The following is a 24,787-nucleotide window of genomic DNA, read 5'->3' as shown; positions in this document are numbered from 1 at the left end:
ATCAGGGGGACGTCGCCGCGGTGGCCCGTGCTGCCGCCGCGGTCGGTGCGGTGAGTACTGCTGCGGCGAGCGCCTCAGCCTCGACCCGGGTGTACCGGGAGAGTTCGGCCCGGACGTCGGCGAGCGCGGCCGGGGTCATCGAGAGGGAGGTCGCGCCGAGCCCGACGAGCACGACGGCCAGCAGCGGGTCCGCGGCCGCTTCACCGCAGACGCCGACGGGGGTTCCGGATGCCTTGCCGGCGTCCCCCAGCATCTTGACCAGTCGAAGGACGGCCGGATGCCACGGGTCCTGGTACGAGGCCACCGTGCCGAGCATCCGGTCGGCCGCCATCGTGTACTGGGTGAGGTCGTTGGTGCCGATGCTGACGAAGTCCGAGGCGGATGCCACCTGGTCGGCCATCAGGGCGAGCGACGGGATCTCGGCCATCACCCCGGCGACGCGGATGCCCAGCTCTTTCGCCAGCGCGACGAAGTACTCGGTCTCCTCCACGTCGGCGACCATCGGGGCCATCACCCAGAGTTCCGCCTGGGTCGCCTCCTGCGCCTGGGCCAGGGCGGTGAGCTGGTCACGCAGGATCTGCTCGTTCGCCCGTAGTGCCCTGAGCCCACGGAGGCCGAGCGCCGGGTTCTCCTCGTCGGCGTCGTTCAGGAAGCTGAGCGGCTTGTCTGCGCCCGCATCGAGGCAGCGCACCACGACCTTCTTGCCGGGGAAGGCATCCAGCACTGCGGTGTAGTCGGCCAGTTGCTGCTCGACAGTGGGCGCGGTCTTCGCGTCGAGGAAGAGGAATTCGGTGCGGAACAGGCCGACGCCCTCCGCCCCCAGCTCGACGGCTGTCGCGGTGTCCTTCGGCGAACCGAGGTTGGCAAGCAGCGGGATCTTCTCCCCGTCGGCCAGCGCACCGTCGGTGATCGGTGCCGCCTTGATCGCCTGAAGCTCGGCGGTACGGGTCTCGGCCGCCACGATCTGTTCGCGGCTGGGCGACACAGTGACGATCCCGGACGCAGCATCGACCAGCACCTCCATGCCGTCGGTGAGCTCGTCGGCATCCGCCACTCCGACGACGGCGGTGATCGCCTTTGCCCTCGCCAGGATCGCCGTGTGCGAGGTGGGGCCGCCGTCGCGGGTGACGAGGGCCACGACCTTGGCGAGGTCGAGCAGGGCGGTGTCGGCGGGGGCGAGATCGTGCGCCACCAGCACGAACGGCTTGTCGGAGGTGGGGACGCCGGGTGCGGGAACCCCGCGCAGGGTGGCGATGATCCGCTGGGAGACGTCGCCGAGGTCGGCTGCCCGCTCGGCCATGTAGCCGCCCATGCCGGTGAGCATCTCCTGGAAGCCGGCGAACGCGTCGAAGACTGCTCGCTCTCCAGTGCTTCCCGACTCGATGCGGGCGTTCACATCGTCGATGAGGCCCGGGTCCTGCGCCATCATCGCCTGCGCTTCGAGCACGCCCTGCGCTTCTCCCCCGGCTTGCCGGCCACGTTCGTTCAGTTCGGCGGCGACGGATGCGAGGGCTGCGGTGACCGCGGAACGCTCGGTGTCGGCATCCGCCGTTCGCGGTGTTTCGGTCGGTTCGGTCAGCGGGTCGGGCATCCGCAACACGGGGCCGAACGCGACCGAGCGTCCCACTCCGATTCCGTGCAGTTCCCGCATGAGTGACTCCCTTATCCGGCCCATGAGCGATGATCCGACCATGGAGCTTTGCCCATGACAATAACCTGAAACTCGTTGACAAACAAACAAATTCGGAGATAAAACTAATCAAGCAGACATTTGTTTATGATGGTTTGACCGTGGTCCGCCACAATCAGAGCTAGCAACCACCCCGACAGCGGAGTCAGAATGTACGCACCCGAGCGGCACCAGGCCATCCTCGAACAGGCACGAAGCAACGGGAGAGTGGATGTTCGCGAGCTGGCTGAACTGCTCGAAGTCACTCCAGAGACCATCCGCCGCGACCTGACCTCACTCGAACGCCGCGGGCTGGTTCGTCGTGCACACGGCGGCGCCATCCCGGTGGAGCGCATCACCATCGCGCGGGCGGTGAGCGACCGCAACGAGATCCTGGCTGACGAGAAGATGGCCATCGCCACTGCCGCACTGGAAGAGCTGCCGGACGGCGGCTCCATCATCATCGACGCCGGAACCACCACCATCAAGCTCGCCGAGCTCCTCCCCCTCGACCGCCAGCTCACCGTCGTCACCCACTCCATCGCCGTCGCCATCGCACTCGCCGACCGGGAGAACATCGAACTGCACGTGCTCGGCGGCACCGTGCGGTCGTCGTCTCGGGCGGCCGTCGGCACCTGGACGCACCAGATGGTGAGCATGGTCAGCGTCGACGTCGCCTTCCTCAGCGTCAACGGCATCACGCCGGAGCGCGGCCTGACCACGCACAACATCGCCGAAGCCGCAGTCAAGTCGGCCATGATCAAGGCGGCCAGGCGCAGCATCGTGCTGGCCGACCACAGCAAGTTCGGGCGCGAAGAGTTCGGACGGATCGCCCCGCTGGCCGCCATCGACACGATCATCACGGATGCGGCAGTCAACCGAGACCTCATCACCGAGGTCGAGGCGGCGGGGCCGGACGTCGTACTGGCCGGGCAACCGGCGGCAGCGAAGGTCGCCCCGTAGCATGGTCACAACTCCAGGGAGGCACCACAAATGACCGAAGTTCAGCGCAGCGTCACCTTCGGCTCGGCCGTCGGGCTGCACGCCCGGCCGGCCGCCACGATCGCCAAGGCGGCAGCCGACAGCGGCCATGCCGTCACCCTGGAGACGGCGACCGGCAAGAAGGCGAACGCCGCGAGCGTGCTCATGCTGCTCGCGATGGGCGTGAACGCCGGCGATGAGCTCACCCTCACGGTGTCCGGTGACGACGCCGAAGCGCAGGCCGACGAACTGGCCCAGCTGATCGCATCCGAACTCGACGCCGACTGAACTCGCTCTCAGGCCGCTCGCTCCCACCGCACGGAGAACCCCGTTCCTACCTCCGTCAACAGGATGAAATGGCCGACATCCCATGGAAACGGATGTCTGGAGGGCGCGTTCCCGAATCCATCCTGTTGACGGATGGCGGCGGATGCGTGAAGCGCCAGGTCAGACACGGCCCGGCGCAGCCTGATTAGTCTCGAAGAATGAAGCAGAAGCTGCAGAAGCTCATCGCCTGGGCGCAAGGGTTGCGGCCGGTGCGGGTCTTCCTGCACTACACAGAGAGCCGCGGGCCGCTGCTCGCCGGCGGGCTCTCCTTCCAGGCGATCTTCGCCGTGTTCGCCGCCCTCTGGGTGGGGTTTTCCGTCGCCGGACTGCTGGTCGACGCGAACCCCGACATCCGTCAGGCGTTCTTCCGAGTGCTGAACGAGTCCGTCCCTGGGCTGATCGACACCGGCAGCGGCGAGGGCATCGTCGACCCGGACGACCTGCAGACCGGGATCGTGCTGAGCTGGACCGGGGCGATCGCGCTCGGAGGCCTGCTGTTCACGGCACTGAGCTGGCTGGCATCCGCCCGTGACGCCATCCGCACCCTGTTCGGGCTGCCAGGCGAGCTGCTGAACTTCCTCCTGCTGAAGCTGAAAGACGTGGGACTCGGCATCGGTTTCGGTGCGGCTTTGCTGATCTCATCGGCATTGCTGGTGTTCAGCACGCAGGCGGTGACCGGAATGCTCGACCTTCTCGGCATCGGTGAGAAGTCGTTGTTCGCAGTTGTCGCCGGCCGGGCCGTCGGCCTCATTCTGATGTTCCTGCTCGACACGGTGGCGCTTGCCGCCCTGTACCGCCTGCTCTCCGGCCTGTCCATCCCGTGGCGGCGCCTCCTGGCCGGGGCGCTACTGGGGGCTGCCGGGCTCGGCGTGCTCAAAGTGCTCGGCTCGGCGCTGCTGGGTGGCGCGTCCCGCAACCCGCTGCTGGCATCCTTCGCCCTCATCATCGGCCTGCTGATCTGGTTCAACCTGATCTGCCAGGTGATCCTGCTGGCGGCATCCTGGATCGCGGTCGGGATGACGGATGCCGGGATCATCCCCGACCCGAAAATCGCCGAAGAACGGCGCAAGGAAGCACAGGAACGCGCGCAGGAAGGAGAGGCCAGGAAGGCGGAAGCCGAAGAGAAACTGAGGCGATCCCTGCCCTGGTGGCGTCGCGTGATCATGCGGCGGAAGCATGACGGAGGTCGTCGGTAGGCTGGCTGAATGACCACCCCCCTGCGCATCGCCACCATCAACACGAACGGAATCAGAGCCGCCTACCGCAAGGGAATGGGCGCCTGGCTCGACGGCCGCGACGTCGACATCCTGGCGATCCAGGAGGTGCGGGCGTCGACCGAAGACCTGGAAAACCTGCTCGGACCGGAGTGGGACATCCTGCACGACCCGGCAACCGCCAAGGGGCGTGCCGGCGTGGCACTGGCCAGCAGGGCTGGGGCCCACGGGGGCGGGGCCTCCATCCACCGCGTCGACCTGGGAGACCCGGACTTCGACAGCGCCGGGCGCTGGCTGGAGGCCGACTACGAGGTGGGCGACAAGGTGATCACGGTCGTGAGCACCTACGTGCACTCCGGCGTCGCCGACACCCCGAAGCAGGTCGAGAAGTACAAGTTCCTGGATGCGATGACCGCACGCCTGCCGGAACTGGCGGCGCACAGCGACCACGCCGTCGTGCTCGGCGACCTCAACGTCGGACACACCACACTCGACATCCGCAACTGGAAGGGCAACGTCAAGCGGGCCGGCTTCCTCCCCGAGGAGCGCGCGTACTTCGACCGGTTCTTCGGCCCCCTGGGTGAAGACGTCGAAGGTGCCGACGGTTCCGTCGGCAAAGGCCTCGGCTGGGTCGACATCGGGCGCGCCCAGGCCGGAGAGGTCGACGGGCCGTACACCTGGTGGAGCTGGCGCGGGCAGGCCTTCGACAATGACACCGGATGGCGGATCGACTACCAGATGGCGACACCGGCACTCGCGGCCACCGTCACGGGCTACGCCGTCGACCGGGCTGCGGCCTACGACCAGCGCTGGTCGGACCACACGCCCGTTGTCGTGGACTACCTGCTGTAACTGAAAGAATTGGCGCATGACCTCCAAACCCCGCTTATTCTCCGGCATGCAGCCGTCCGCCGATTCGCTCCAGATCGGCAACTACATCGGGGCTCTCCTCCAGTGGAGGAGGATGCAGGCCACGAGTGACGCGGTGTTCTGCGTGGTCGACCTGCACGCGATCACGGTCGCGCAGGATCCCGCTGAGCTGCGCCGGCAGACCCGGGGTACCGCCGCCCAGTACATCGCTGCCGGGATCGACCCGTCGGCATCCACCCTGTTCGTGCAGTCGCACGTGCCGGCTCACGCCCAGCTGGCGTGGGTGCTGAACACGCTGACCGGCTTCGGCGAGGCCAGCCGCATGACCCAGTTCAAGGACAAGTCGAGCCGCCACGGGGCGGACGCCACCACGGTCGGCCTGTTCGCCTACCCGACGCTGATGGCAGCCGACATCCTGCTGTATGACACCGACGTTGTGCCGGTCGGCGACGACCAGAAGCAGCACGTCGAGCTGACCCGCGACCTGGCGAACCGGTTCAACTCGCGTTTCGGCGAGACGCTGGTCGTGCCGAAGCCGGTGATCATGGCGGAGACCGCGCGCATCTACGACCTGCAGAGCCCGACGGCGAAGATGAGCAAGTCGGCGTCCTCCGATTCCGGCGTGGTCTGGCTGATGGACGATCCGGCGAAGACGGCGAAAAAGATCAAGTCCGCTGTAACCGATGACGACCGCGAGGTGCGTTTCGACCGCGACCAGAAGCCGGGCGTGTCCAACCTGCTCACCATCCTCTCCGCTTTCACTGAGCGCGAAGTGCCGGCGTTGGAGGACGAGTTCGCCGGTCGCGGCTACGGCGACCTGAAGGGCGCGGTGGCGGATGCCGTCGTCGGCACGTTCGGACCGATCCGGGAACGCACCCGAGAACTGCTTGACGACCCGGCCGAACTCGACCGGATGCTTGCCGTCAACGCCGAACGTGCGAACGAGATCGCGGAGACGACCCTGGCGCGGGTCTACGACCGCGTCGGTTTCCTGCCGAAAGCCTGATCGTGGAACCGTTCACGTTCACCACCGGTCGGCTCCGTCTTGATGAGTTACACGTCGATGACGCCCAGGCGATCTTCGAGTACTGCCAGGACCCGGAGTTCGAGAAGTACCTGACCATCCCGTGGCCGTACAAGCTGGCTGACGCCCGCTACTTCATCACCGAGCATGTACCGCACGGCTGGTCCTCCGGCGAGGAACTGACGTGGGCGGTGCGCTCCGGCAGCGGTGACCTGCTCGGCGTCATCGGGCTGCGCACGAAGCTCGGCCGGTTCGACATCGGCTTCTGGCTGGGCTCGTCCCACCGCGGCCACGGGTTCATGCCGGAAGCGGTTCGCGCGGTGCTCGACTGGGCGTTCGATACCGGGTTCGCCCCCGAGGTCAGCTGGGAGTGCGTGGCCGGGAACGCGGCATCCGCCATTGTCGCCCGAAAGCTGGGGTTCACGTTCGCCGGTGTCCGGCCTGCGGTGCTGCCGGCACGCGACGGGTCGCATCCGGAGTCCTGGCACGGCCTGCTGCGCGCGTCCGACGACCGCAGCGTCAAGCCGGGCTGGCCGCTCCCCTCGCCGCGCAGCGAAAACGAAGGAGTGTCGGCCCCGTGACGACTGTTTCCGAGCAGAACGCCGCGCAAGCATCCGCTTCTCCTTCAGTGTCTGTGGTGCTGTTCGACCTCGACGACACCCTGTTCGACCACCAGCGGGCGGTCGCGCTGGGCGTGACAACGAAGCGGCATGAGTGGGGCGGTGTGCTCGCGGCGGCGGATGACGCGGACGAGGTGCGTCGCTGGCATCACCTGGAGGAGGTGCACTACAGCCGCTACCTGCACGGCGAACTCGACCTGCAGCAGCAACGCCGGGTGCGGGTGCAGGAGTTCCTTCGCCACCACGGGATCGAACTGGACGACGGTGCGGCGGATGCCTGGTACGCCGACTACCTCGGTCACTACGACCAGTCGTGGGTGCTGCACGACGACGCCCTCCCCTGCCTCGATGAGTTGGAGTCGATCATCACCGGAGTGCAGTTCGGCATCATCACCAACGCCGAACTGAACTACCAGACACCGAAACTGGACCGGCTGGCGCTCAGCCACCGAATGCGTCACGTGGTCGCATCCGGTGTCGTCGGGGTTCCGAAGCCGGATGCGCGCATCTTCCAGCACGCCTGCGAACTGTTCGGCGTCGAACCACAGAACGCGGCCTACATCGGCGACCGGCTGCAGACGGATGCCCGTGGCGCCGTTGACGCGGGCCTCACCGGTGTCTGGCTCGACCGCGGTGTCGTGGTGCCCGACCCCGACGAGGTGGCGGAGGCGCGGGCGGCCGGCGTGCTGGTCATCCGCTCGCTCGCCGAGCTGCCGCAGTTGCTGGCTCTTTAGCTGGTCGAGCTCGTCGCGCGATGTACTGAGCTTGTCGAAGTGACCTCGAGTTACTCGAGGCCGATTTCGACAAGCTCAATCAGCCCGAAGGCCGGGAATAAACCGCTGGGCGCCGCGTTGTCATACACTGAAAGAAGAATGTGCTCCGGGGTCGGTGAAAATCCGAACCGGCGGTTATAGTCCGCGACCCGTGGTGCTGAGCGATCAGTGCCCCGGTTGAGCCGGTGGAATTCCGGCACCGACGGTTATGAGATTGCAGTGTCGAACAGGCGCGGGTCTCTCAGTCCGGATGGAAGGAAGCACACAGGTTCGGCGGCGTTTCACGGCGGCGAACCTGGCCACGGCATTGTGGCGCACTCCCGGAGCCCATCTCGAGATCGAGAGAAGGGAACCGGATGACAGCCCCAGGCGACGACACCACCATCGCCACCGCGATGCGTCATGCGTTATCCCTCGCCGGGCACGGCCCAGCGTTCGGCCTGAACCCCCGGGTCGGCTGCGTCATCCTGAGCCCTGACGGGCGGATGCTCGCCGAGGGCTGGCACCGCGGAGTCGGCACCGTCCACGCCGAAGTCGACGCCCTCAGCAAGCTCTCCCCGGAGCAGGCCCGCGGCGCGACAGCAGTCGTCACGCTGGAACCCTGCAACCACACCGGGCACACCGGCCCGTGCAGCCAGGCGCTCATCGACGCCGGCATTGCCCGCGTCTTCTATGGCGCAACGGATCCAGGTCCACTTTCCGGCGGGGGCGCCGACCGCCTGCGCCAGGCCGGCGCCGAGGTCACCGGCGGAGTGCTGCTCGAGGAGGTCGAAGAGTTCCTCCACCGCTGGCTGACCGCAACCCGGCTCCGGCGCCCATTCGTCACCCTCAAGTGGGCGGCCAGCCTCGATGGGCGCGCAGCAGCATCCGACGGTTCCAGCCAGTGGATCACCGGCACCGCCGCCCGCCAGCGCGTTCACGAACAACGCGCGGCAGCGGATGCGATCATCGTCGGCAGCGGCACCGTTCTGGCCGACGACCCGTCGCTGACCGCCCGCGGGGATGCCGGAGAGCTTCTCGAGCACCAGCCGATCCCCGTCGTGATCGGCCTGACGCCGGTGCCCAGCGGAGCAAAGCTGCACCTCCACCCGCAGCCCCTCATCCAGGCGCACAGCCGTGACCTCGACGAGGTTCTGTGCTCGCTGTTCGACCGCGGCATCCGTCACGCCTTCGTGGAGGGCGGTCCGACGCTGGCCAGCGCGTTCATCGCGGCGGGACTCGTCGACGAGTACCTGGTGTACCTGGCGCCCGCGCTGATCGGCGGCAACCGCCTCGCAGTCGGCGACATCGGTGTCGGCACCATCGCGGACACCCGCCGTCTCAGCATCCGCGACATCGAGCGGGTCGGCGACGACGTGCTGATCGTCGCCCGGCCAGGTTTCGACCCTTCGATACGGTCGCAAAGCGACCTACTCAGGGGATCTACGCCCGCTTCGCGGACTACTCAACCCGCAGGAATTGAAGGAGCCAACTAGTGTTCACCGGAATCATCGAAGAGGTCGGCGAGGTGCTCGCCTGGCAGCCCACCGAGGACGCCGCCCGCATCACCGTTCGCGGCCCGCTCGCGGTGTCCGACGCGAAGCACGGCGACTCCATCTCGGTCAGCGGCGTCTGCCTCACGGTGGTCGAGCAGGGCGACGACTGGTTCACGGCGGATGTCATGGCCCAGACGATCGCCATGAGCACGCTGAAGGCGCCCTCTGCAGGCACCCGCGTCAACCTGGAGCGCGCCGCGCAGGTCGGCGACCGCCTCGGGGGACACATCGTGCAGGGTCACATCGACGGAACCAGCGAACTTCTCAGCGTGACGAATGGCGACGCCTGGCGCGTGCTGCGGTTCTCGCTCGCCGCCGAGCTGGCACCGCTGGTCGCCAGCAAGGGATCGATCGCAATCGACGGTATCTCCCTCACGGTCAGCGCGGTCGGCGACGACTGGTTCGAGGTCTCGCTGATCCCCGAAACCCTCACCGCCACCACCCTCGGCGCCCGCCAGGTAGGCGAACTGGTCAACATCGAGACCGACATCGTCGCCCGCCACGTCGAGCGGATGCTGCACTTCCCAAACACACGCACCACCACTGAAAGGAGCGAGCAATGAGCCTCGCTGACATCCCCACCGCGCTCGAGGAACTGCGCGCAGGCAAGCCCATCATCGTCGTCGACGACGAGGGCCGCGAGAATGAGGGCGACGTCGTCATCTCAGCCCAATTGGCCAGCCAGGAGTGGCTGGCCTGGATGGTGCGCAACTCATCCGGCTTCATCTGCGCGCCGATGACCAACGCCATCGCCGACCGGCTCGAACTGCCGGTCATGGTCCTGAACAACGAAGACCCGCGCGGCACCAACTACACGATCTCGGTGGACGCCGCCGACCGCATCAGCACCGGCATCAGTGCCGCCGATCGAGCCCACACGCTGCGGGTGCTGGCCGATGTCGACTCGACGCCGTCCTCGCTGAACCGCCCCGGACACATCATGCCGCTGCGCGCGGTCGACGGTGGCGTGCGGGCGCGCGACGGCCACACCGAGGCGACGGTCGACCTGCTGAAGCTGGCCGGCCTGGTGCCGGTTGGCGCCATCTCGGAGATCGTCGAGGACGCCGGCGAGATGATGCGCCTGCCCGAACTGATCAAGCTCGGCGAGCGCGACGGCGTCGCCGTGATCACCATCGCGTCACTCATCGAGTACCTGCAGACCGTGCACTGCGACACCGACGTGCCGCAGGTGGTCGCCATCCCGGAAACCTCCCGGGTGATCTTCGAGGTGGAGACCACGGTTCCCACCACGCACGGCAAACTGCGGATGCGTGCCTACCGCGACCGGCTGACCGGCGCCGACCACGTCGCCATCATCTCCGGCACGCCGGGTGCAGGGGCGCTGGTGCGGGTGCACTCCGAGTGCCTCACCGGGGAGGTGTTCGGCTCGCTGAAATGCGAGTGCGGGCCCCAGCTGGATGCGGCACTGGAGATGATCCAGGAAGAGGGCGGCGTCGTCATCTACATGCGCGGGCACGAGGGCCGCGGCATCGGCCTGGTCAACAAGCTGCGCGCGTACCGGCTTCAGGAGGACGGCTTCGACACCCTGGACGCCAACATCGCGCTCGGTTTCCCGGCTGACGGTCGCGAGTACGGTGCCGCGGTGGCCATCCTCGAAGACCTTGGCCTGGCATCCGTTCGCGTGATCACCAACAACCCCGACAAGGTGCAGCAGCTCACCGACCGCGGCGTCACCGTACTCGAGCAGGTGCCGATTCTGGTCGGCGTCGGCTCGTTCAATGAGGCCTACCTTGAGACCAAGCGCGACCGGATGGGGCACATGCTCCCGGATGCCGAACTCCTGATGCAGGCGGAGCGCCAGACCCAGAAGGAGCAGGCACTGTGAGCGGTGAAGGTTCGCCCGAGTTCCAGGTCGACGGCACGGGGCTGAACGTGACCATCGTCGCCGGCCACTGGCACGAGGTCATCACCGACGGCCTCATCGCGGGGGCGCGGCGAGTGCTGGAGGCATCCGGTGCCTCGATCACCGAGGTGCGGGTGCCTGGCAGTTTCGAGTTGCCGCTGGTCTGCAAGGCGGCGCTGGAGAACGGGGCGGATGCCGTGGTCGCCCTCGGCGTCATCATCCGCGGCGGCACCCCACACTTCGACTTCGTGTCGAATGCCGCGACGGATGGCCTCACCCGGGTCGCACTGGACACCGGCAAGCCGGTCGGGTTCGGTGTGCTCACCCTCGACGACGAGCAGCAGGGCATCGATCGTGCCGGGCTGCCCGGGTCGAAGGAGGACAAGGGTGCCGAGGCGGCATCCGCTGCCCTGGCGACCGCGGTGCTGCTGAAGTCCCTCCGCGCCTGACCCGTCCGGCGTCACACTGTGCTCCACGACACTGTGCTCCAACCGCGAGCCCGTTTGTTGACCACGACCCGCCTCAGGGAGCAAGGTGGTCAACAAACGGGCTCGTGGTCGGTCGGGGACGACCCTAGCTGGGGAGTTACTTCTTCAGGGCGCGAATGACGATTGACAGCGCCTTGCCGGTGGCCGCCACGAGCGGGATCGACACGGCCAGCAACGGGATCAGGTTCGGCACGAAGCGCGGTCCAAGCGTCGACCCGACGTAGACGCCGAGCGGGATGCTGGCGCCTCCTCCCCCGCCGCCGCTGCCCGCCGGGGTGGAAGCGTTCTCGCCCTCCCCGGCTTCCGAACTGCCTCCGCCAAAGCCGAACCAGACCACGGATACGGGCAGTGTTTCACCCTGCTCCAGCCTGACCTTCTCTCCGAAGTTGACCTTCGCGCCCAACGACGACGTGACGCGATCTGCGATGTTCTCGATGATGTTTGCCATGACTCGACCCTAGGCGCGCGAGCTTAGAGCACACCGAGCCTTCCACACCACGAGGGCAACGGTGACGCTGTTTGTCGACGATGACCCGGTTAGGAACGGGCGCATCGTCGACAAACAGCGTCAGCGTTGGCTGCCGCCCCGGTTGCGCCATCGTGATGAGGGCGTAGCGTAGGACGTGAGGATCCTGCCAACGACACGTCTGAGGGGAAGACTGATGAAACGAGCAGCCGTCCTGATGATCGCCGCCGTGGCCGCGCTGACGGCCGGATGCTCATCGACTTTACCGACCGACCCGTCGCCAGGGGTCAGCGTCACCGAGGCGCCCTCCCCCACCGCGCCGCCAGCCGACGACATCGTACTGTCGATCGACGCCGTCGCCACCGCCCCCAACGGCGCCGAACTCGCCATCACGCTGGACGTGCACCGATCATTCGAGGCCTCCGGTCCGACCGCGGCCGAGCTGCGAACCGCGTTGACGGATGCCTGCGGCCCGGACTTCGTGACCGACGACGAGCTGGACGCAGACTCGTGGGGTCTCGTTCGCATCGACGTGACTGCCGAGGCAACCGGCAACACGGCTTGGCCCGCCGAGTTGCCCACCTCGCTGGTCACCGCGCCGAGGGGTGAGCTGGGCGCGGCCGCGATTGCGGCATCCGCTGGTCCGTTCGTGACGCCAGAAGACCCGGCCGGAGAACTGGGGCCGTGCCTGGTGGATCAGCATCTGGTCGGCGAGGGCGACGGCTTCCTGGTGCTCGGCATCCGCGGCGACTTCGCGTCGGATGATGCCCAAGGCGTGTTCTGGAACGGCTACCGTTACGGCGTCTCGACCCTGATCTTCGGGGAGCCGGTCGACGTAACGCTTAGGGACTGCGTCATCGAGAAGACACCGCTCGGCGAGGAGCTGTCGGCACCGGAGGTCGGCTATCAAGAGCAGTCGGATGCGACGGAGTGCTCAGCCGGAATCCCGCCAGCACGGTAGGGCTCAGTCGAGGAACAGCGCCTTCAACCGGCGAGTGGTCAACGTCAGTCCGACCAGCACCATCACGACGTAGTAGAGCACGTGCCAGAGCATCCCCCAGGCGAGTACACCAGTGGTGAGCCCGCGAATCAATTCGACGCCGTGCCACAGCGGCATCGCCTGCACCACCCACTGCAGCCACTCCGGGTAGACGCTGAGCGGGTAGAACGTCGCCGAGAACAGGAACATCGGCAGCATGACGAAGGTGATCCAGTCCATCTGCTGGAACGTCTTCATGTAGCTGGTGATCCCCATGCCGAAACTGGCGAACCCGAACGCGATCAGCAGCACGGCCGGAAGCGCGAGAATGGCCGTCCACGCCAGGTTCAGCCCGAGCAGCTGCATGACGACCAGGAATCCGGATGCGTAGAGCACTCCGCGGGCGAGCGCCAGCATGATCTCCCCCAGGGCCACATCGAACGGACCGAGCGAGGTCGCCAGCATGCCCTCATACAGTTTCGCGAAGTTCATCTTGAAGAAGACATTCCAGGTGGAGTCGTAGATGGCCCCGTTCATCGCCGCTACCGCCAGCAGCGCGGGAGCGATATATGCCGCATAAGGGATGTCTTGCCCGGACGGCGACTGCACAGCGCCGACCAGCGAACCCAGCCCGATGCCCATGGCCAGCAGGTAGAAGATCGGCTCGAAGAACCCGGACAGCATCACCAGCCAGTTGCTCTGCGCGGTGGCCGTCCAGCCGCGATGCATGACCGAGCGGGCGTTGCCGGCGTAGAGCGACGGGAGCAGCAGCATCCGCTTCGGCAGGATTCTGGTCTGTTCGGTGACGGTCACTTGTTCAGCCTCCTCGCGGTGATGCGGCGGGCGGCAACCCAGCCCCAGACGAACAGTGCGGTCAGGTAACCGATGTGGATCACGGTCAGCCAGATCGGCTCCGCCATGCCGTAGGCGAAGACGCGGGACAGCTCAGCGCCGTGCCACAGCGGAGAGATCCAGCCGATCCAGTGCAGGTAGACGGGCAGCGCCTCGAGCGGGAAGAAGGTGCCGGAGAACAGGGTCATGGGAAGGACGACGAATCGCATGAGCATGGCGAACTGGCCCTTGTCCTCCACGATCGTGGTGGCGTAGGCCATGATCAGCGCGCCGGCACCGAGACCGGTGAGCGTCGCCGTCAGGATGGTGACAACGCCCAGCGTGCTCGGCACCGCGCCGAACAGCAGCATGAACGCGTAGAAGATGACCATCGTCACCACCATGCGCACCGTCACCGAGATGACGATGCCGTCGATGATCTGGCGGGGTGCGATCGGGGCGGCATTCATGCCGAAGAACACCGGGTTCCACTTGAAGCCGAGCATCACCGGGTAGGTGAACTCCTCGGTGGCGACCGTCACAGCGGCGCTCGCCAGCAGGGCGGGGGCGACGAACGTGAGGTAGCTGACCTCGCCCGTGCCGAGCCCCGGGTCGACCAGGGTGGCGAGGCCAACGCCGAGCGCGTAGAGGTAGAGCAGCGGGTTGCCGATACTCGTGGCGACGATCGTCTGCGTGTACGCACGCATGTTGCGGAAGCGGTGCTCGGCGACGTACCAGGCGCCGAAGCGGCGGGGTTTGGTGCCGGGCGCCGCCTCGGCGAGCTCGGCTGGTCTCGACGAGCTCGACCCGCTTAAACTGCTCGATCCGGTTGGCTTGCTCGATCCGCTTACGGCGCTCATTCGATGAGGGTCCGTCCGGTCAGGCGCAGGAAGACATCCTCCAGGCTGGACCGACGCACCAGCGAGGTGATCGGGTGCAGCCCCAGTTCGGTGATGCGTGCCAACTCCGCCTCGCCGTTCGCGCTGTAGATCAGGATGCGATCGGGCAGCACCTCGAGGCGGTCGCCGATGCCTGCCAATTGCTCGGCTGCCCCGGCGTTGCGGTCGGACCCGAAGCGCACCTCGAGAACCTCGCGCGAGGAGTGCTCCCTAATGAGTGATGCCGGTGTTCCCTCGGCCATGATTCGGCCCTTGTCGACCACGATCAGGCGGTCGCAGAGTTGCTCGGCCTCATCCATGTAGTGGGTGGTCAGCACGAGGGTGGTGCCCTGCTCCTTCAGCCGGAACAGGCGGTCCCAGAGGATGTGCCTGGCCTGTGGATCGAGCCCGGTTGTCGGCTCATCCAGCAGCAGGATGCGTGGTTCGTTGATGAGCGCGCGGGCGATCGTCAGCCGGCGTTTCATACCGCCGGAGAGGTCTTCGACCCGGGCTTTCGCCTTGTCGCTGAGCTGGGCGAATTCGAGCAACTCGTCCGCCTTCGCGCGGAGGAAGCTGTGCGGCAGGCCGAAGTAGCGGCCGTAGACGATGAGGTTCTCCCGCACTCGCAACTCGGTGTCCAGATTGTCCTGCTGCGGTACAACCCCGAGCTGGGAGCGGATCTCCGGCCCGAACTCGTTCGGGTCCAGCCCGAGAATGCTGAGCTCCCCGGCCGTGCGGGTGGACACCGCCCCGACCATCCGCATGGTTGTCGATTTTCCGGCACCGTTCGGGCCGAGAAGGCCGAAGGATTCACCGGGTGCAACCTCGAACGAGATCCCGTCGACTGCGGCGAAGTCTTTGTACTTCTTGACGAGGTTGCTGGCGGTGATCACTGGTTCTGGCACAAGTGACAAGCGTAGACCCGGCTACTGACACTGCGCATCCGCGGCGCTGGCTAGACTTTGGGCATGGTCAAGCACAACGGAGCTCGCGGAGCGGTCACATTTGTCGGATGGGTCATGGTCGCCGCCTCGGTCGCGCTGTTCGTCGGCTTCATCTACACGGTCTTCTTCAAGTAGCGTCAACCAAAGTTGACGGCGTCGGATGCGTCAACTAGCGTTGACAGCATGGACTCCACGATCATCCGCACCCTCGCTGGCGAGGCCGGGTCGGACGACCCGATCAAGGCGCTGACCGCCATCCGGAAACTGCGTCGAGAACTCGACCAGCTGGAAACGCTCGCGGTCCGCCGGGCACGCAACGCGAACGCATCCTGGAAATTCATCGCCATGGCGCTCGACGTCAGCAAGCAGGCAGTGCACAAGAAGTACGGCCGGCACTAACAGTGCCCGAAACCACAAGGCCCACGAAGGACAAGATGAGCACCGAAACCCGCAAACCCCGCCAAGGCACGAAGACAGACGAAGGCCCGCGCGCGAGGTTCAGCCAACTCCTCCCCTACTTGTTCGAGCACAAGAAGGTGCTGTTCTGGGTGATCGTGCTCAGCGTTCTCGGCGCCGCAGCGTCCCTCGCCCAGCCGCTGCTGGTCAGCCAGGTCATCGCGCGGGTGGAAAAGGGGCAGTTGCTAGGCGACCTGTTGTGGGTGCTCATCGGACTGGTCGTCGCGGCCGGCCTGCTCAGCGGCTTCCAGCATTACCTGCTGCAGCGCACCGGCACCAGCGTCGTGCTCTCGGCCCGCCGCCGCCTGGTGGCGCGGATGCTCCGCCTGCCGATCTCCGAATTCGACACCCGGCGCACCGGCGACCTGGTCTCCCGGGTCGGGTCGGACACCACCCTGCTCTACGCCGTCATGACCCAGGGCCTCGTCGACGCCGTCGGCGGTGTGCTGCTCTTCGTCGGCTCACTCATCGCCATGCTCATCATCGACCCGGTGCTGCTCGGACTCACCCTGCTCGTGATCGCGCTATCGGTGGTCGTCGTGGTGAGTCTATCCGGCAAGATCCGGGTGGCCAGCCAACGCCAGCAGAAGAAGGTCGGCGACCTGGCTGCGGCGGTGGAGCGGGCGGTGAGCGCCATCCGCACGGTGCGCGCCGCCGGGGCGACCGAGCGGGAGACGGCCACGATCGACGAGGAGGCGCGCGGCGCCTGGAGCATGGGCATCCGGGTCGCGAAAATCTCGGCGCTCGTCGTGCCGGTCGCCGGGATCTCCATGCAGGTGTCGTTCCTCACCGTGCTCGGCGTGGGCGGCTTCCGCGTCGCCAGCGGGGCGATCGACATCGCCTCCCTGGTCGCGTTCATCCTGTTCCTGTTCATGATGATCATGCCGCTCGGCCAGGCCTTCGGCGCCATCACCTCGGTGAATCAGGCGCTCGGGGCGCTCGGCCGCATCCAGGAGATCATCGACATCCCGAGCGAGGACGAAGCGGATGCTGCGGTCACCCCTTCGCCGTCCGTTGAGACAACCGACGCGATCACCTTCGAGAACGTGGAGTTCCGGTACCCGGAGAGCGCCCACAAGACCGAGGCCGAGAAGGTGCTGGCGGAGCTCGAAGAGTCCGGCGAGCTGACGCCGATCCCCACTGCACGGACGTCCGATTCTGGCGAATCGTCCGTAACCGGCAGCGTGGGCCCAGGATCGGTCGCCGTTGTCGACTCGGTCCCTGATCCGGTCGCTGCGCTGGACGACGTGCGCGACCGCGCCGTCCTCCGCGGTGTCTCGTTCTCCGTCCCTCGCGGCCAGCGGGTGGCCCTGGTCGGGCCATCCGGCGCCGGCAAGTCGACGATCCTCGCCCTGATCGAACGGTTCTACGACCCGACGGCGGGCGTTGTGCGCCTGGCCGGTGTGGACATCCGCGCCCTCGACCGCACCGCTCTTCGCGCCCAGATCGGCTACGTCGAGCAGGATGCGCCGGTACTCGCCGGGACCATCCGCGACAACCTCACGCTCGGCAGCCCAGACGCCACCGACGAGCAGTGCGTCGACGTGCTGCGCTCGGTCAACCTCATGTCGGTGCTCGAGCGCGACGAGCGCGGCCTGCTCGCCGAGGTCGGTGAAGACGGTGTCATGCTGTCCGGCGGCGAGCGCCAGCGGCTGGCCATCGCCCGCACGCTGCTCACCGCCCCGCCTATCCTGCTGCTCGACGAGTCGACCTCATCGCTGGACGGGCTGAATGAGCAGCTGCTGCGCGAGGCGATCGACGCCGTCGCGCAGGACCGCACGCTGATCGTGATCGCGCACCGGCTGTCGACCGTGGTCGACTCCGACCAGATCATCGTGCTCGAGCACGGACGCGTCGTCGGCGTAGGCACGCACTCGGAGCTGGTCGTGTCGACTCCGCTCTACAAGAAGCTCGCGAAGCACCAGCTGCTCGTTTAGACCTGCAGGGCGGGCCCGGGCCAGAACTCGCACCCTTGCCGCTCGCCAGCCTCAACGATGACGGGCTTTGTCGATGATGAGCCTGTTCGAAACAGTGTCATTGTTGACAAAGGCCGTCATCGTCGGAAGGAGGCAGGGCCCGCCGCCACAGTAACGACGATGACGCTGCTCGTCTAACACCCGCCGTGGTGCTCTGCCTGTAATACCGCAACCGTGAGTTGGTTTGTTGACCACGCCGCGCCCCGAAGGACTGTGAAGTGACGGGACATCGCTGACAGGTTCGTGGTTGGGCTATCGGGCGAGGGCGAACATCGCCACGGCGGCCGCGGCGGCGACGTTGAGGCTGTCGATACCGTGTCGCATCGGGATCTGCACGATGGTGTCCGCGCTGGCGATTGCGTCGGAAGTCAAGCCTTCGCCCTCGGTGCCGAGCACCAGGGCAACCCGCTCGGGGGCATCCGCCGCGAACGTGCGCAGGTTCACCGCGTCGTCCGTCAGTGCGAGCGCGGCAATGTGGAACCCGGATGCTGTCAGCAGCTCCCGAGCGGATGCCCAGTCCCCGACCCGCGTCCACGGCACCTGCAGCACCGTGCCCATGCTGACCCGGATCGCCCGCCGATAGAACGGGTCCGAGCAGCGCGGCGTGACGAGAACCGCATCCGCGCCGATGGCAGCAACCGAACGGAAGATGGCGCCGACATTGGTCGGGTCGACCACATTCTCCAGGATGACGACGCGCCGGGCATCCGCCAGCAGTTGCTCGGGGCTCGCCAGCAGCGGGCGATCCATGGCGGCGATCAGTCCCCGGTGCAGGATGTAGCCGGTCAGCTCGGCAAGCAGTTCTCCCGGCCCGGAGAACACGGGCACGTCATCGCCGACCAGCGCGACAGCCTCAGCGACCGTGCCGCCCAGGGCGAGCACCGCCCGCGGCCGGTGGCCCGCCCGGAGCGCCCGCTCCAGCACCAGCGCGGACTCGGCGATGTACACACCGTGCACGCCGCGACCATTCTTGAGGAGCACGTCGGTCGCGTGCGCGAAATCGGTCAGCCGCGGATCGCTCAGGTCGCTGATCAGGGTGACGGGCATTCGTCAATTCTGCACCGTCAGCCGACGTCGTCAGACGAAGGCCGCGATCCCGGTCAACGCTCGTCCCAGCACCAGGGCGTGCACCTCATCCGTTCCCTCGTAGGTCCTCACCGACTCGAGGTTGGCCATGTGCCGCATCACCGGGAACTCCGAGGTCACGCCGTCGCCGCCCAGGATGCCGCGGGCGGTGCTGGCGATGGCGATCGCCTCGCGCACGTTGTTCAGCTTGCCGACACTCACCTGCTCAGGCGTCAGGGCTCCCCGCTCCTTGAGGCGTCCGACGTGCATGGCAAGCAGCATGCCCTTCTCGTACTCGACGAACATGTCGGCGAGCTTGCCCTGGATGAGCTGCTTCGACCCGATGGGCTTCCCGAAGACATTGCGGCTCGTCGAGCGCTCCAGCGCGGCATCGAGGCATGATCGCGCCGCGCCCATCACACCCCAGATGATGCCGTAGCGGGCCTCGGTGAGGCACCCCAGAGGAGCGGACAGGCCGATGGCATCCGGCAGCCGCTCCGACTCAGACACCCGCACGTCGTCGAACAGGACATCGCACTGGATAGAGGCACGCATCGACTGCTTGTTGGTGATCTCCGCTGCGGTGAACCCGGCCCGGTCGGTGGGGACCAGGAATCCGCGGATGCCCTCTTCCGTCCGCGCCCAGACCACGGCGACATCCGCGATGCTGGCCAATCCGATCCAGCGCTTGGCGCCGTTGATGACCCACTCGTCACCGTCGCGGACCGCCTCGGTGGTCATGGATGCCGGGTCACTGCCCCCCTGCGGTTCAGTGAGGCTGAAACATCCGATCAGCTCACCGGCGGCCATCCGCGGCAACCACTGCTGCTTCTGCTCCTCCGAGCCGTACTTCGCGATCGCCGACATGGCCAACGATCCCTGCACCGAGACGAACGTCCTCCAACCGCTGTCGACGGCCTCGAGCTCTGCACACACCAGGCCATAGCTCACGGCACCGGCGCCGGCACATCCGTAGCCCTTGATGTGCATGCCGAGAACGCCCAGTTCGCCGAGCTCGGCTACCAGTTCGCGACGGAAGTGCTTGTTCTCGAAGTCCTCGTCGATGGTCGGCTGGATGCGACGGGTTGCGAAGTCGCGGGCTCGCTGCTGCCAGTCCTTCTCCTCGTCGGACAGCAGTGCTTCCAGACCGAAAACGCGGTCGACGGTGTTCATAGGTTCTCCTTGGTGGGTGTGTCTCGTGCATCCAGCCATCTCTTGACGGAGACGGTGTCCGCCCCGAGTATCGGCGGGGCAATGTCGTAGCTTGCTGGGGTTCGGGAATAGCTGACCGGGTGCCGCACCGTCGGAATGGCGCGGTCGCCAGAACCGGCGACGGCGACCGGATCGAGGCCGAGGCGTTCGGCGAGTTCCACGCCCTGGCGCACGTCCTGGATTGGAGCACACGGCACGCCGATGGCCGAGAGGGCGTCGAACCAGTGGCTGGCCGAGTGCGCTGCGAGCGCCCCGACCAGAATGCTGCGCAACTCGATCCGGTTGTCGTTTCTCGCGTGCGTCGTGCTGAAGCGCTCATCCGTTGCGACTCCGTCGAGACCGAGCAGCGAGCACAGCCGCGCGAACTGGCCGTTATTGCCCACCGCCACGACCAGGTCACCATCGCCAGTGGGGAACGGCTCGTACGGGTACAGGCTCGGATGCTCGTTGCCCATCCTGGTGGGCACCACTCCACCAGCGACCCAGGCGCTGGTCTGGTTGACCATGCTGGACAGCGCAGACGTGAGCAGGTTGAGCTCGAGCAGTTGCCCCTCGCCCGTTGCAGTGCGATGGTGCAGGGCACCCAGGATGCCCATGGCGGCGTGCAATCCGGTCATCACGTCGAACAAGGCGACGCCGACGCGGTACGGCCCGGTGTCTTCGCCGCCGGTGAGGCTCATCATCCCGGACAGCGCCTGGACGGTCAGGTCGTAACCCGGGAACTCGGCTCCGGCGCCCGGGCCGAATCCGGTGATGGACGTGTAGATCAGGCTCGGGTTGGTCGCTGACACCGACGAGTAGTCCAGCCCGAAGCGGCGCAGGCCGTCCGCCTTGAAGTTCTCGACCAGCACGTCGGCCTGACGTGCGAGCTGGCGGGCGACGACCAGGTCGTCCTCGTCACGCAGGTCGAGGATGATTGAGCGCTTGTTGCGGTTGATCGAGAGGAAGTAGGTGGATTCCCCATCTCGCAGCGGCGGCTTCCAGGTGCGAGTGTCGTCGCCGTCCGGACTCTCCACCTTGATCACAGTCGCACCCATGTCGGCGAGCAGCATCGTGCAATACGGGCCGGCCAGCACCCGCGTGAAATCGGCGACCACGATCCCGCTCAGTGGCCCGGGGCGGGGCATGTCGATGTTGTCTGAGTTCATGGAGTCCTTGTTCCTCTTCGAGACGGCCGGCCTGGCACAGCTTCCGCCGGCGGTTGAGCTGCGTCAATCATCGACGACCAGCAACGTGACGCCCTCTGCAACACAGGCCGGACGGCTGGCCCCCTCCAATTGAAGTTCATGGCTGATCACGGCCTGCACTCCGGAACCTGACGGGGTCAGGGAGATCAGGGAGGCTCGGTTGCGGATGCGATCGCCGGGCTTGACCGGGGCCGGGAAGCGCACGCGATTGTACCCGTAGTTCAGGGTCTTGCTGAGGCCGGTCACCGTATAGATCTGACGTGCGAACTGCGGGATCAACGACAGCGTCAGCAAGCCGTGCGCCACCGTGCTGCCGAGGTCACTCGTCTCTGCCCGCTCGCGGTCGACGTGGATCCACTGGCTGTCGAGGGTGGCGTCGGCGAAGAGGTCGATTCTCGCCTGGTCGATGGCGAGCCACGGGCTGGTCCCGAGTTCCTGTCCGACGAGAGCGCTGAGCCCGTCGATACCGTCGATGGTTCGCACTGGCCCTCCTTGTTCACACGGAAAGAAATCCAAAGTATATTTAGTGTACTAAACCTATTCCACCTCGGCGGGCAGGACCAGAGACATGACCAACGACACTGTGAACTCCGACTACTACTTGCTTACCGAGCAACTGGACGATCAGGAACGCGACATCGCATTGCGGGTCAGGGGCTTCGTCGACAACGAGGTGCTTCCGATCATCAACGGGTATTGGGAGAGGGCTGAATTCCCGGCGGAGCTTCTGCCCAAGATCGCGAGACTGGGCATCATCGGTACCACCATCGAGGGTTACGGATGCCCTGGGATGAGCCGCCTGGCAGCCGGAATGGTCGCCATGGAGATGTCGCGCGGCGACGGAAGCGTGAACACTTTTCTCGCGGTGCAGTCGGGCCTGAGCATGGGTTCGATCAACCTTCTCGGCAGCGACGAGCAGAAGCAGCGCTGGCTGCCGGGAATGGCGACACTCGACAAAATCGGCGCGTTCGCCCTCACCGAGCCCGACCATGGCTCAGATTCCGTGGCGCTGGAAACGTCCGCTCGTCGTGATGGCGACCACTACGTGCTGAATGGCGCCAAGCGATGGATCGGAAACGGTCACCTGGCGGATGTGGTCGTGCTGTGGGCACGCGACGAGGCCGACGGAAAGGTCAAGGCCTTCATCGTCGAGACGGATGCCGACGGTCAGCACCCGGAGGGCTACCAAGCCGAGGTCATCACCGGCAAGATCGGCAAGCGCGCCATCCTCCAGCCGGACATCCGCCTGGAGAATGTGCGCGTTCCGGTCGAGAACAAGCTGGCAAAGTCCGAGTCGTTCCGAGACGCCGGGACAGTACTCGCGGCGACCCGCACCGGCGCTGCCTGGGAGGCCGTGGGGCACGCGACCGCGTCCTATGAGATCGCCGTGAAGTATGCCGCCACCCGAGAACAGTTCGGCAAGCCGATCGGCGGTCACCAGCTGGTACAGAACAAACTCGCCAACATGCTCGCCGAACTCACCGCCATGCAGTTGATCTGCTTCCGCACCGCGGTGCTGGCCGACCAGGGCAAGCTCACCAGCACCATGTCCTCGCTCGCCAAGATGCACACCGCGCAGAAGGGGCAGTGGATCTGCCGGCAGGCCCGCGACATCCTCGGCGGCAACGGACTGCTGCTGGAGAACCACATCGCCCGGCACATGACAGACATGGAAGTGGTGCACACCTACGAGGGCACGGACTCGATCCAGTCGCTGCTCATCGGCCGCGACATCACCGGCATTTCCGCGTTCAGGTAGAACCACACAAGACAAGGGAACACCATGAGATTCACCGGCAGGAACGCGATCATCACCGGTGCGGCGCGAGGCATCGGGGCCGCCACGGCATTACGGATGGCACGCGAGGGTTGCGCAGTCGGCATCCTCGACCTCGACGGGGCCGCAGCCCTGTCGACGGCGGAGAGCGTGAACGGCGATGCAGAGGTAGTGGCGGCGGGAGGGAGCGCAGCGAGCTACGCCTGCGATGTCACAGACGAGCACGCGGTCGCGGATGCCTTCAGCCGCTTCGCCGAGGCCCGCGGCGGTATCGACATCCTGGTGAACAATGCCGGGATCACCCGGGACAATCTTCTGTTCAAGCTGGAGCCGGTCGACTGGAACCTGGTGATCGCCACAAACCTGACAAGCGCCTATCTGTGCGCACGGGAAGCGCAGAAGCACATGGTGAAGGCGAAGTACGGGCGGATTGTCAGCCTCAGCAGCCGGTCAGCGCTCGGCAATCGGGGGCAAGCCAACTACGCTGCCGCGAAAGCCGGAGTACAGGGCCTGACCGCCACCCTGGCCATCGAGCTGGGTCCTTTCAACATCACGGTGAACGCCGTGGCTCCCGGGTATATCGCCACCGCGATGACCGCGGCGACCGCCGAACGCGGTGGGGCGACCGCGCAGGAACACCAGCGCGCGGCTGCCGAGCGAACCCCGCTGCGGCGGGTGGGTGAGCCGGAGGAAGTGGCCGCGGCGATCGCGTTCCTGGCGAGCGACGACGCGTCGTACGTCTCCGGGCAGACCCTCTACATCAACGGCGGCGCCCGCTGACCTAGCGGGCGCCGCCCAGCGGCCAGCTCTGCGGTCGGAGCACGGGAAGGTCGAGGTTGCCGTGCGACTCGACCACTGCTTCGAACGACCTCAGATGCTTGTCCATCTCCGCCGCCGCATCATCGCCGCGACCCGCAGCGATATGCTCGACGATCTTGCGGTGGCTGGTGTGGGCGATCTCCATGTCGACCGGGACGAGGCCCTCTTCCGGCGTGTGCCAGGCGGCGATCTCCACAATGACCTTCACCATGACCCGATAGAACTCGTTGCCGCAGGCCTCAGCGATGAGGTCATGGAACGACACCAGCCGTTCGAGCGGCTCAGCATGCTGATTGGTCGCCCTGAGCAACTCCTCGATCTGCTCCGGAGTAGCGGCGGAAGCTGCAAGCCTGGCGACCTCCGGCTCCATATCGCGCCGAAAGCGGAAGAGGTCGCGCAGCTTCGCGTCGGACAGCGCGAGGAGAACGGCGATCGAGCGCGTGCTCTGCGCGATGTCGGGCGCACTCACCTGCACTCCCCCGCGCGGGCCGCGGCGGGTCACGATGAGTCCCTCGGATTCCAGCAGCCGCATCGCCTCCCTCACCGTGGCGCGGCTGTAGCCGGTCTTCTCGATCAGCTCAACCTCGCCAGGCAGGTTGGTGCCGACGGCCAGCCTCCCGCGGATGATCTCGTCACGCAGGTCGTTGGCGAGCAGCGTCGAGGCCTTCGGGACCCGTGACTTCGGCCACGGCTTGGGCTGGCCGAGCGGAGGCGTGATCAGGGAACTATTCATGCCGGGCGCGCTCCATTTCGTCGGCCCGAGCCTATAGTCTCGCGCCCGGGCCGTGGCACGGACTCGCGCCGAACGACCTGAGCCGTCCGTCGACCCGCA

The 24,787-nt window shown here is 66.6% G+C and carries 26 protein-coding genes and 1 riboswitch; of the genes, 16 read left to right on the top strand and 10 right to left on the bottom strand.

Translation table 11 applies throughout. From position 1 onward, the window contains the following. Position 1: 1 nt before the first annotated feature. Complete coding sequence (gene ptsP, locus ACX3PH_RS04715) at positions 2 to 1,651, bottom strand: phosphoenolpyruvate--protein phosphotransferase (protein ID WP_459089934.1); 1,650 nt, start codon at positions 1,649 to 1,651, stop codon at positions 2 to 4. Between the two features lie 189 nt (positions 1,652 to 1,840). On the opposite strand from ptsP, the gene ACX3PH_RS04710 reads away from it, so the two are divergent. The 11 genes from ACX3PH_RS04710 to ribH all read left to right on the top strand — a co-directional run bounded on the left by ACX3PH_RS04710 (position 1,841) and on the right by ribH (position 11,326). Beyond that, positions 1,841 to 2,632 carry a DeoR/GlpR family DNA-binding transcription regulator gene (locus tag ACX3PH_RS04710; protein WP_459089932.1) on the top strand — a complete coding sequence of 264 codons (792 nt, stop codon included), beginning with the start codon at positions 1,841 to 1,843 and terminating at the stop codon, positions 2,630 to 2,632. Between the two features lie 30 nt (positions 2,633 to 2,662). Next, positions 2,663 to 2,938, top strand: coding sequence for an HPr family phosphocarrier protein (locus ACX3PH_RS04705; protein WP_459089930.1), 276 nt, complete (start codon positions 2,663 to 2,665; stop codon positions 2,936 to 2,938). 197 nt (positions 2,939 to 3,135) lie between these two features. Further along, entirely contained in the window at positions 3,136 to 4,173 is a 1,038-nt protein-coding gene (locus tag ACX3PH_RS04700) for a YihY/virulence factor BrkB family protein (RefSeq protein WP_459089928.1), read from the top strand. Between the two features lie 9 nt (positions 4,174 to 4,182). Beyond that, the gene (locus ACX3PH_RS04695) at positions 4,183 to 5,043 is read left to right on the top strand and encodes an exodeoxyribonuclease III (protein ID WP_459089926.1); all 861 of its coding nucleotides are present in this window, start codon (positions 4,183 to 4,185) and stop codon (positions 5,041 to 5,043) included. Positions 5,044 to 5,059: 16 nt separating this feature from the next. After that, positions 5,060 to 6,067 carry a tryptophan--tRNA ligase gene (trpS, locus tag ACX3PH_RS04690; protein WP_459089924.1) on the top strand — a complete coding sequence of 336 codons (1,008 nt, stop codon included), beginning with the start codon at positions 5,060 to 5,062 and terminating at the stop codon, positions 6,065 to 6,067. 2 nt (positions 6,068 to 6,069) lie between these two features. After that, positions 6,070 to 6,666: a GNAT family N-acetyltransferase gene (locus ACX3PH_RS04685; protein ID WP_459089922.1), complete on the top strand. Its 597-nt coding sequence runs from the start codon at positions 6,070 to 6,072 to the stop codon at positions 6,664 to 6,666. Beyond that, positions 6,663 to 7,439 (top strand): HAD family hydrolase, encoded by a 777-nt coding sequence (locus ACX3PH_RS04680; protein WP_459089920.1) that lies wholly within the window; start codon positions 6,663 to 6,665, stop codon positions 7,437 to 7,439. Before ACX3PH_RS04685 ends, ACX3PH_RS04680 begins: the two co-directional genes overlap by 4 nt. 138 nt (positions 7,440 to 7,577) lie before the next feature. Beyond that, positions 7,578 to 7,744, top strand: a riboswitch (FMN riboswitch). Positions 7,745 to 7,834: 90 nt separating this feature from the next. Beyond that, positions 7,835 to 8,953, top strand: a complete 1,119-nt coding sequence (ribD, locus tag ACX3PH_RS04675; protein ID WP_459089918.1) for a bifunctional diaminohydroxyphosphoribosylaminopyrimidine deaminase/5-amino-6-(5-phosphoribosylamino)uracil reductase RibD — start codon at positions 7,835 to 7,837, stop codon at positions 8,951 to 8,953. Next, positions 8,953 to 9,576 (top strand): riboflavin synthase, encoded by a 624-nt coding sequence (locus ACX3PH_RS04670; RefSeq protein WP_459089916.1) that lies wholly within the window; start codon positions 8,953 to 8,955, stop codon positions 9,574 to 9,576. The genes ribD and ACX3PH_RS04670 overlap by 1 nt, the downstream gene beginning before the upstream one ends. Then, positions 9,573 to 10,859, top strand: coding sequence for a GTP cyclohydrolase II (ribA, locus tag ACX3PH_RS04665; protein ID WP_459089914.1), 1,287 nt, complete (start codon positions 9,573 to 9,575; stop codon positions 10,857 to 10,859). The genes ACX3PH_RS04670 and ribA overlap by 4 nt, the downstream gene beginning before the upstream one ends. Beyond that, positions 10,856 to 11,326, top strand: coding sequence for a 6,7-dimethyl-8-ribityllumazine synthase (gene ribH, locus ACX3PH_RS04660; protein ID WP_459089912.1), 471 nt, complete (start codon positions 10,856 to 10,858; stop codon positions 11,324 to 11,326). The genes ribA and ribH overlap by 4 nt, the downstream gene beginning before the upstream one ends. 136 nt (positions 11,327 to 11,462) lie before the next feature. Here ribH and ACX3PH_RS04655 read toward each other — a convergent pair whose 3' ends face one another. After that, entirely contained in the window at positions 11,463 to 11,813 is a 351-nt protein-coding gene (locus ACX3PH_RS04655) for a hypothetical protein (RefSeq protein WP_459089910.1), read from the bottom strand. Positions 11,814 to 12,027: 214 nt separating this feature from the next. Here ACX3PH_RS04655 and ACX3PH_RS04650 point away from each other — a divergent pair, with 214 nt between their 5' ends. After that, positions 12,028 to 12,792: a hypothetical protein gene (locus tag ACX3PH_RS04650; protein ID WP_459089908.1), complete on the top strand. Its 765-nt coding sequence runs from the start codon at positions 12,028 to 12,030 to the stop codon at positions 12,790 to 12,792. A gap of 3 nt (positions 12,793 to 12,795) precedes the next feature. Here the strand turns inward: ACX3PH_RS04650 and ACX3PH_RS04645 are convergent, their stop codons facing one another. From ACX3PH_RS04645 to ACX3PH_RS04635, 3 genes are read right to left on the bottom strand one after another with little or no spacing between them, the layout of a single operon-like run. Continuing rightward, positions 12,796 to 13,584, bottom strand: a complete 789-nt coding sequence (locus ACX3PH_RS04645) for an ABC transporter permease (RefSeq protein WP_459091420.1) — start codon at positions 13,582 to 13,584, stop codon at positions 12,796 to 12,798. A 35-nt stretch (positions 13,585 to 13,619) separates the two neighbouring features. Next, positions 13,620 to 14,501, bottom strand: a complete 882-nt coding sequence (locus tag ACX3PH_RS04640; protein ID WP_459089906.1) for an ABC transporter permease — start codon at positions 14,499 to 14,501, stop codon at positions 13,620 to 13,622. Beyond that, positions 14,498 to 15,424 carry an ABC transporter ATP-binding protein gene (locus tag ACX3PH_RS04635; RefSeq protein ID WP_459089904.1) on the bottom strand — a complete coding sequence of 309 codons (927 nt, stop codon included), beginning with the start codon at positions 15,422 to 15,424 and terminating at the stop codon, positions 14,498 to 14,500. Before ACX3PH_RS04635 ends, ACX3PH_RS04640 begins: the two co-directional genes overlap by 4 nt. A gap of 222 nt (positions 15,425 to 15,646) precedes the next feature. Between ACX3PH_RS04635 and ACX3PH_RS04630 the strand changes: the two genes are divergently transcribed. Then, positions 15,647 to 15,862 (top strand): hypothetical protein, encoded by a 216-nt coding sequence (locus ACX3PH_RS04630; protein ID WP_459089902.1) that lies wholly within the window; start codon positions 15,647 to 15,649, stop codon positions 15,860 to 15,862. A 35-nt stretch (positions 15,863 to 15,897) separates the two neighbouring features. Continuing rightward, positions 15,898 to 17,856 (top strand): ABC transporter ATP-binding protein, encoded by a 1,959-nt coding sequence (locus tag ACX3PH_RS04625; RefSeq protein WP_459089900.1) that lies wholly within the window; start codon positions 15,898 to 15,900, stop codon positions 17,854 to 17,856. A gap of 291 nt (positions 17,857 to 18,147) precedes the next feature. Here ACX3PH_RS04625 and ACX3PH_RS04620 read toward each other — a convergent pair whose 3' ends face one another. The 4 genes from ACX3PH_RS04620 to ACX3PH_RS04605 all read right to left on the bottom strand — a co-directional run bounded on the left by ACX3PH_RS04620 (position 18,148) and on the right by ACX3PH_RS04605 (position 21,842). Further along, the gene (locus ACX3PH_RS04620) at positions 18,148 to 18,942 is read right to left on the bottom strand and encodes a TrmH family RNA methyltransferase (protein ID WP_459089898.1); all 795 of its coding nucleotides are present in this window, start codon (positions 18,940 to 18,942) and stop codon (positions 18,148 to 18,150) included. A gap of 30 nt (positions 18,943 to 18,972) precedes the next feature. Further along, positions 18,973 to 20,133: an acyl-CoA dehydrogenase family protein gene (locus ACX3PH_RS04615; RefSeq protein WP_459089896.1), complete on the bottom strand. Its 1,161-nt coding sequence runs from the start codon at positions 20,131 to 20,133 to the stop codon at positions 18,973 to 18,975. Continuing rightward, on the bottom strand, positions 20,130 to 21,320 hold the full coding sequence (locus tag ACX3PH_RS04610) for a CaiB/BaiF CoA transferase family protein (RefSeq protein ID WP_459089894.1): 1,191 nt from the start codon (positions 21,318 to 21,320) through the stop codon (positions 20,130 to 20,132). Before ACX3PH_RS04610 ends, ACX3PH_RS04615 begins: the two co-directional genes overlap by 4 nt. Before the next feature lie 63 nt (positions 21,321 to 21,383). After that, the gene (locus ACX3PH_RS04605; protein WP_459089892.1) at positions 21,384 to 21,842 is read right to left on the bottom strand and encodes a MaoC family dehydratase; all 459 of its coding nucleotides are present in this window, start codon (positions 21,840 to 21,842) and stop codon (positions 21,384 to 21,386) included. An 85-nt stretch (positions 21,843 to 21,927) separates the two neighbouring features. On the opposite strand from ACX3PH_RS04605, the gene ACX3PH_RS04600 reads away from it, so the two are divergent. Next, the gene (locus ACX3PH_RS04600) at positions 21,928 to 23,118 is read left to right on the top strand and encodes an acyl-CoA dehydrogenase family protein (RefSeq protein ID WP_459089890.1); all 1,191 of its coding nucleotides are present in this window, start codon (positions 21,928 to 21,930) and stop codon (positions 23,116 to 23,118) included. A 24-nt stretch (positions 23,119 to 23,142) separates the two neighbouring features. Continuing rightward, positions 23,143 to 23,916: an SDR family oxidoreductase gene (locus ACX3PH_RS04595; RefSeq protein WP_459089888.1), complete on the top strand. Its 774-nt coding sequence runs from the start codon at positions 23,143 to 23,145 to the stop codon at positions 23,914 to 23,916. 1 nt (position 23,917) lies between these two features. On the opposite strand, the gene ACX3PH_RS04590 is transcribed toward ACX3PH_RS04595, so the two are convergent. After that, positions 23,918 to 24,688 (bottom strand): FadR/GntR family transcriptional regulator, encoded by a 771-nt coding sequence (locus ACX3PH_RS04590; protein ID WP_459089886.1) that lies wholly within the window; start codon positions 24,686 to 24,688, stop codon positions 23,918 to 23,920. Positions 24,689 to 24,787: the final 99 nt, after the last annotated feature.

The organism is Homoserinimonas sp. A520 (genome assembly GCF_054489245.1).
The sequence above is the reverse complement of the archived record's forward strand: the minus strand, read 5'-3'. Positions and strand labels throughout refer to the sequence as shown.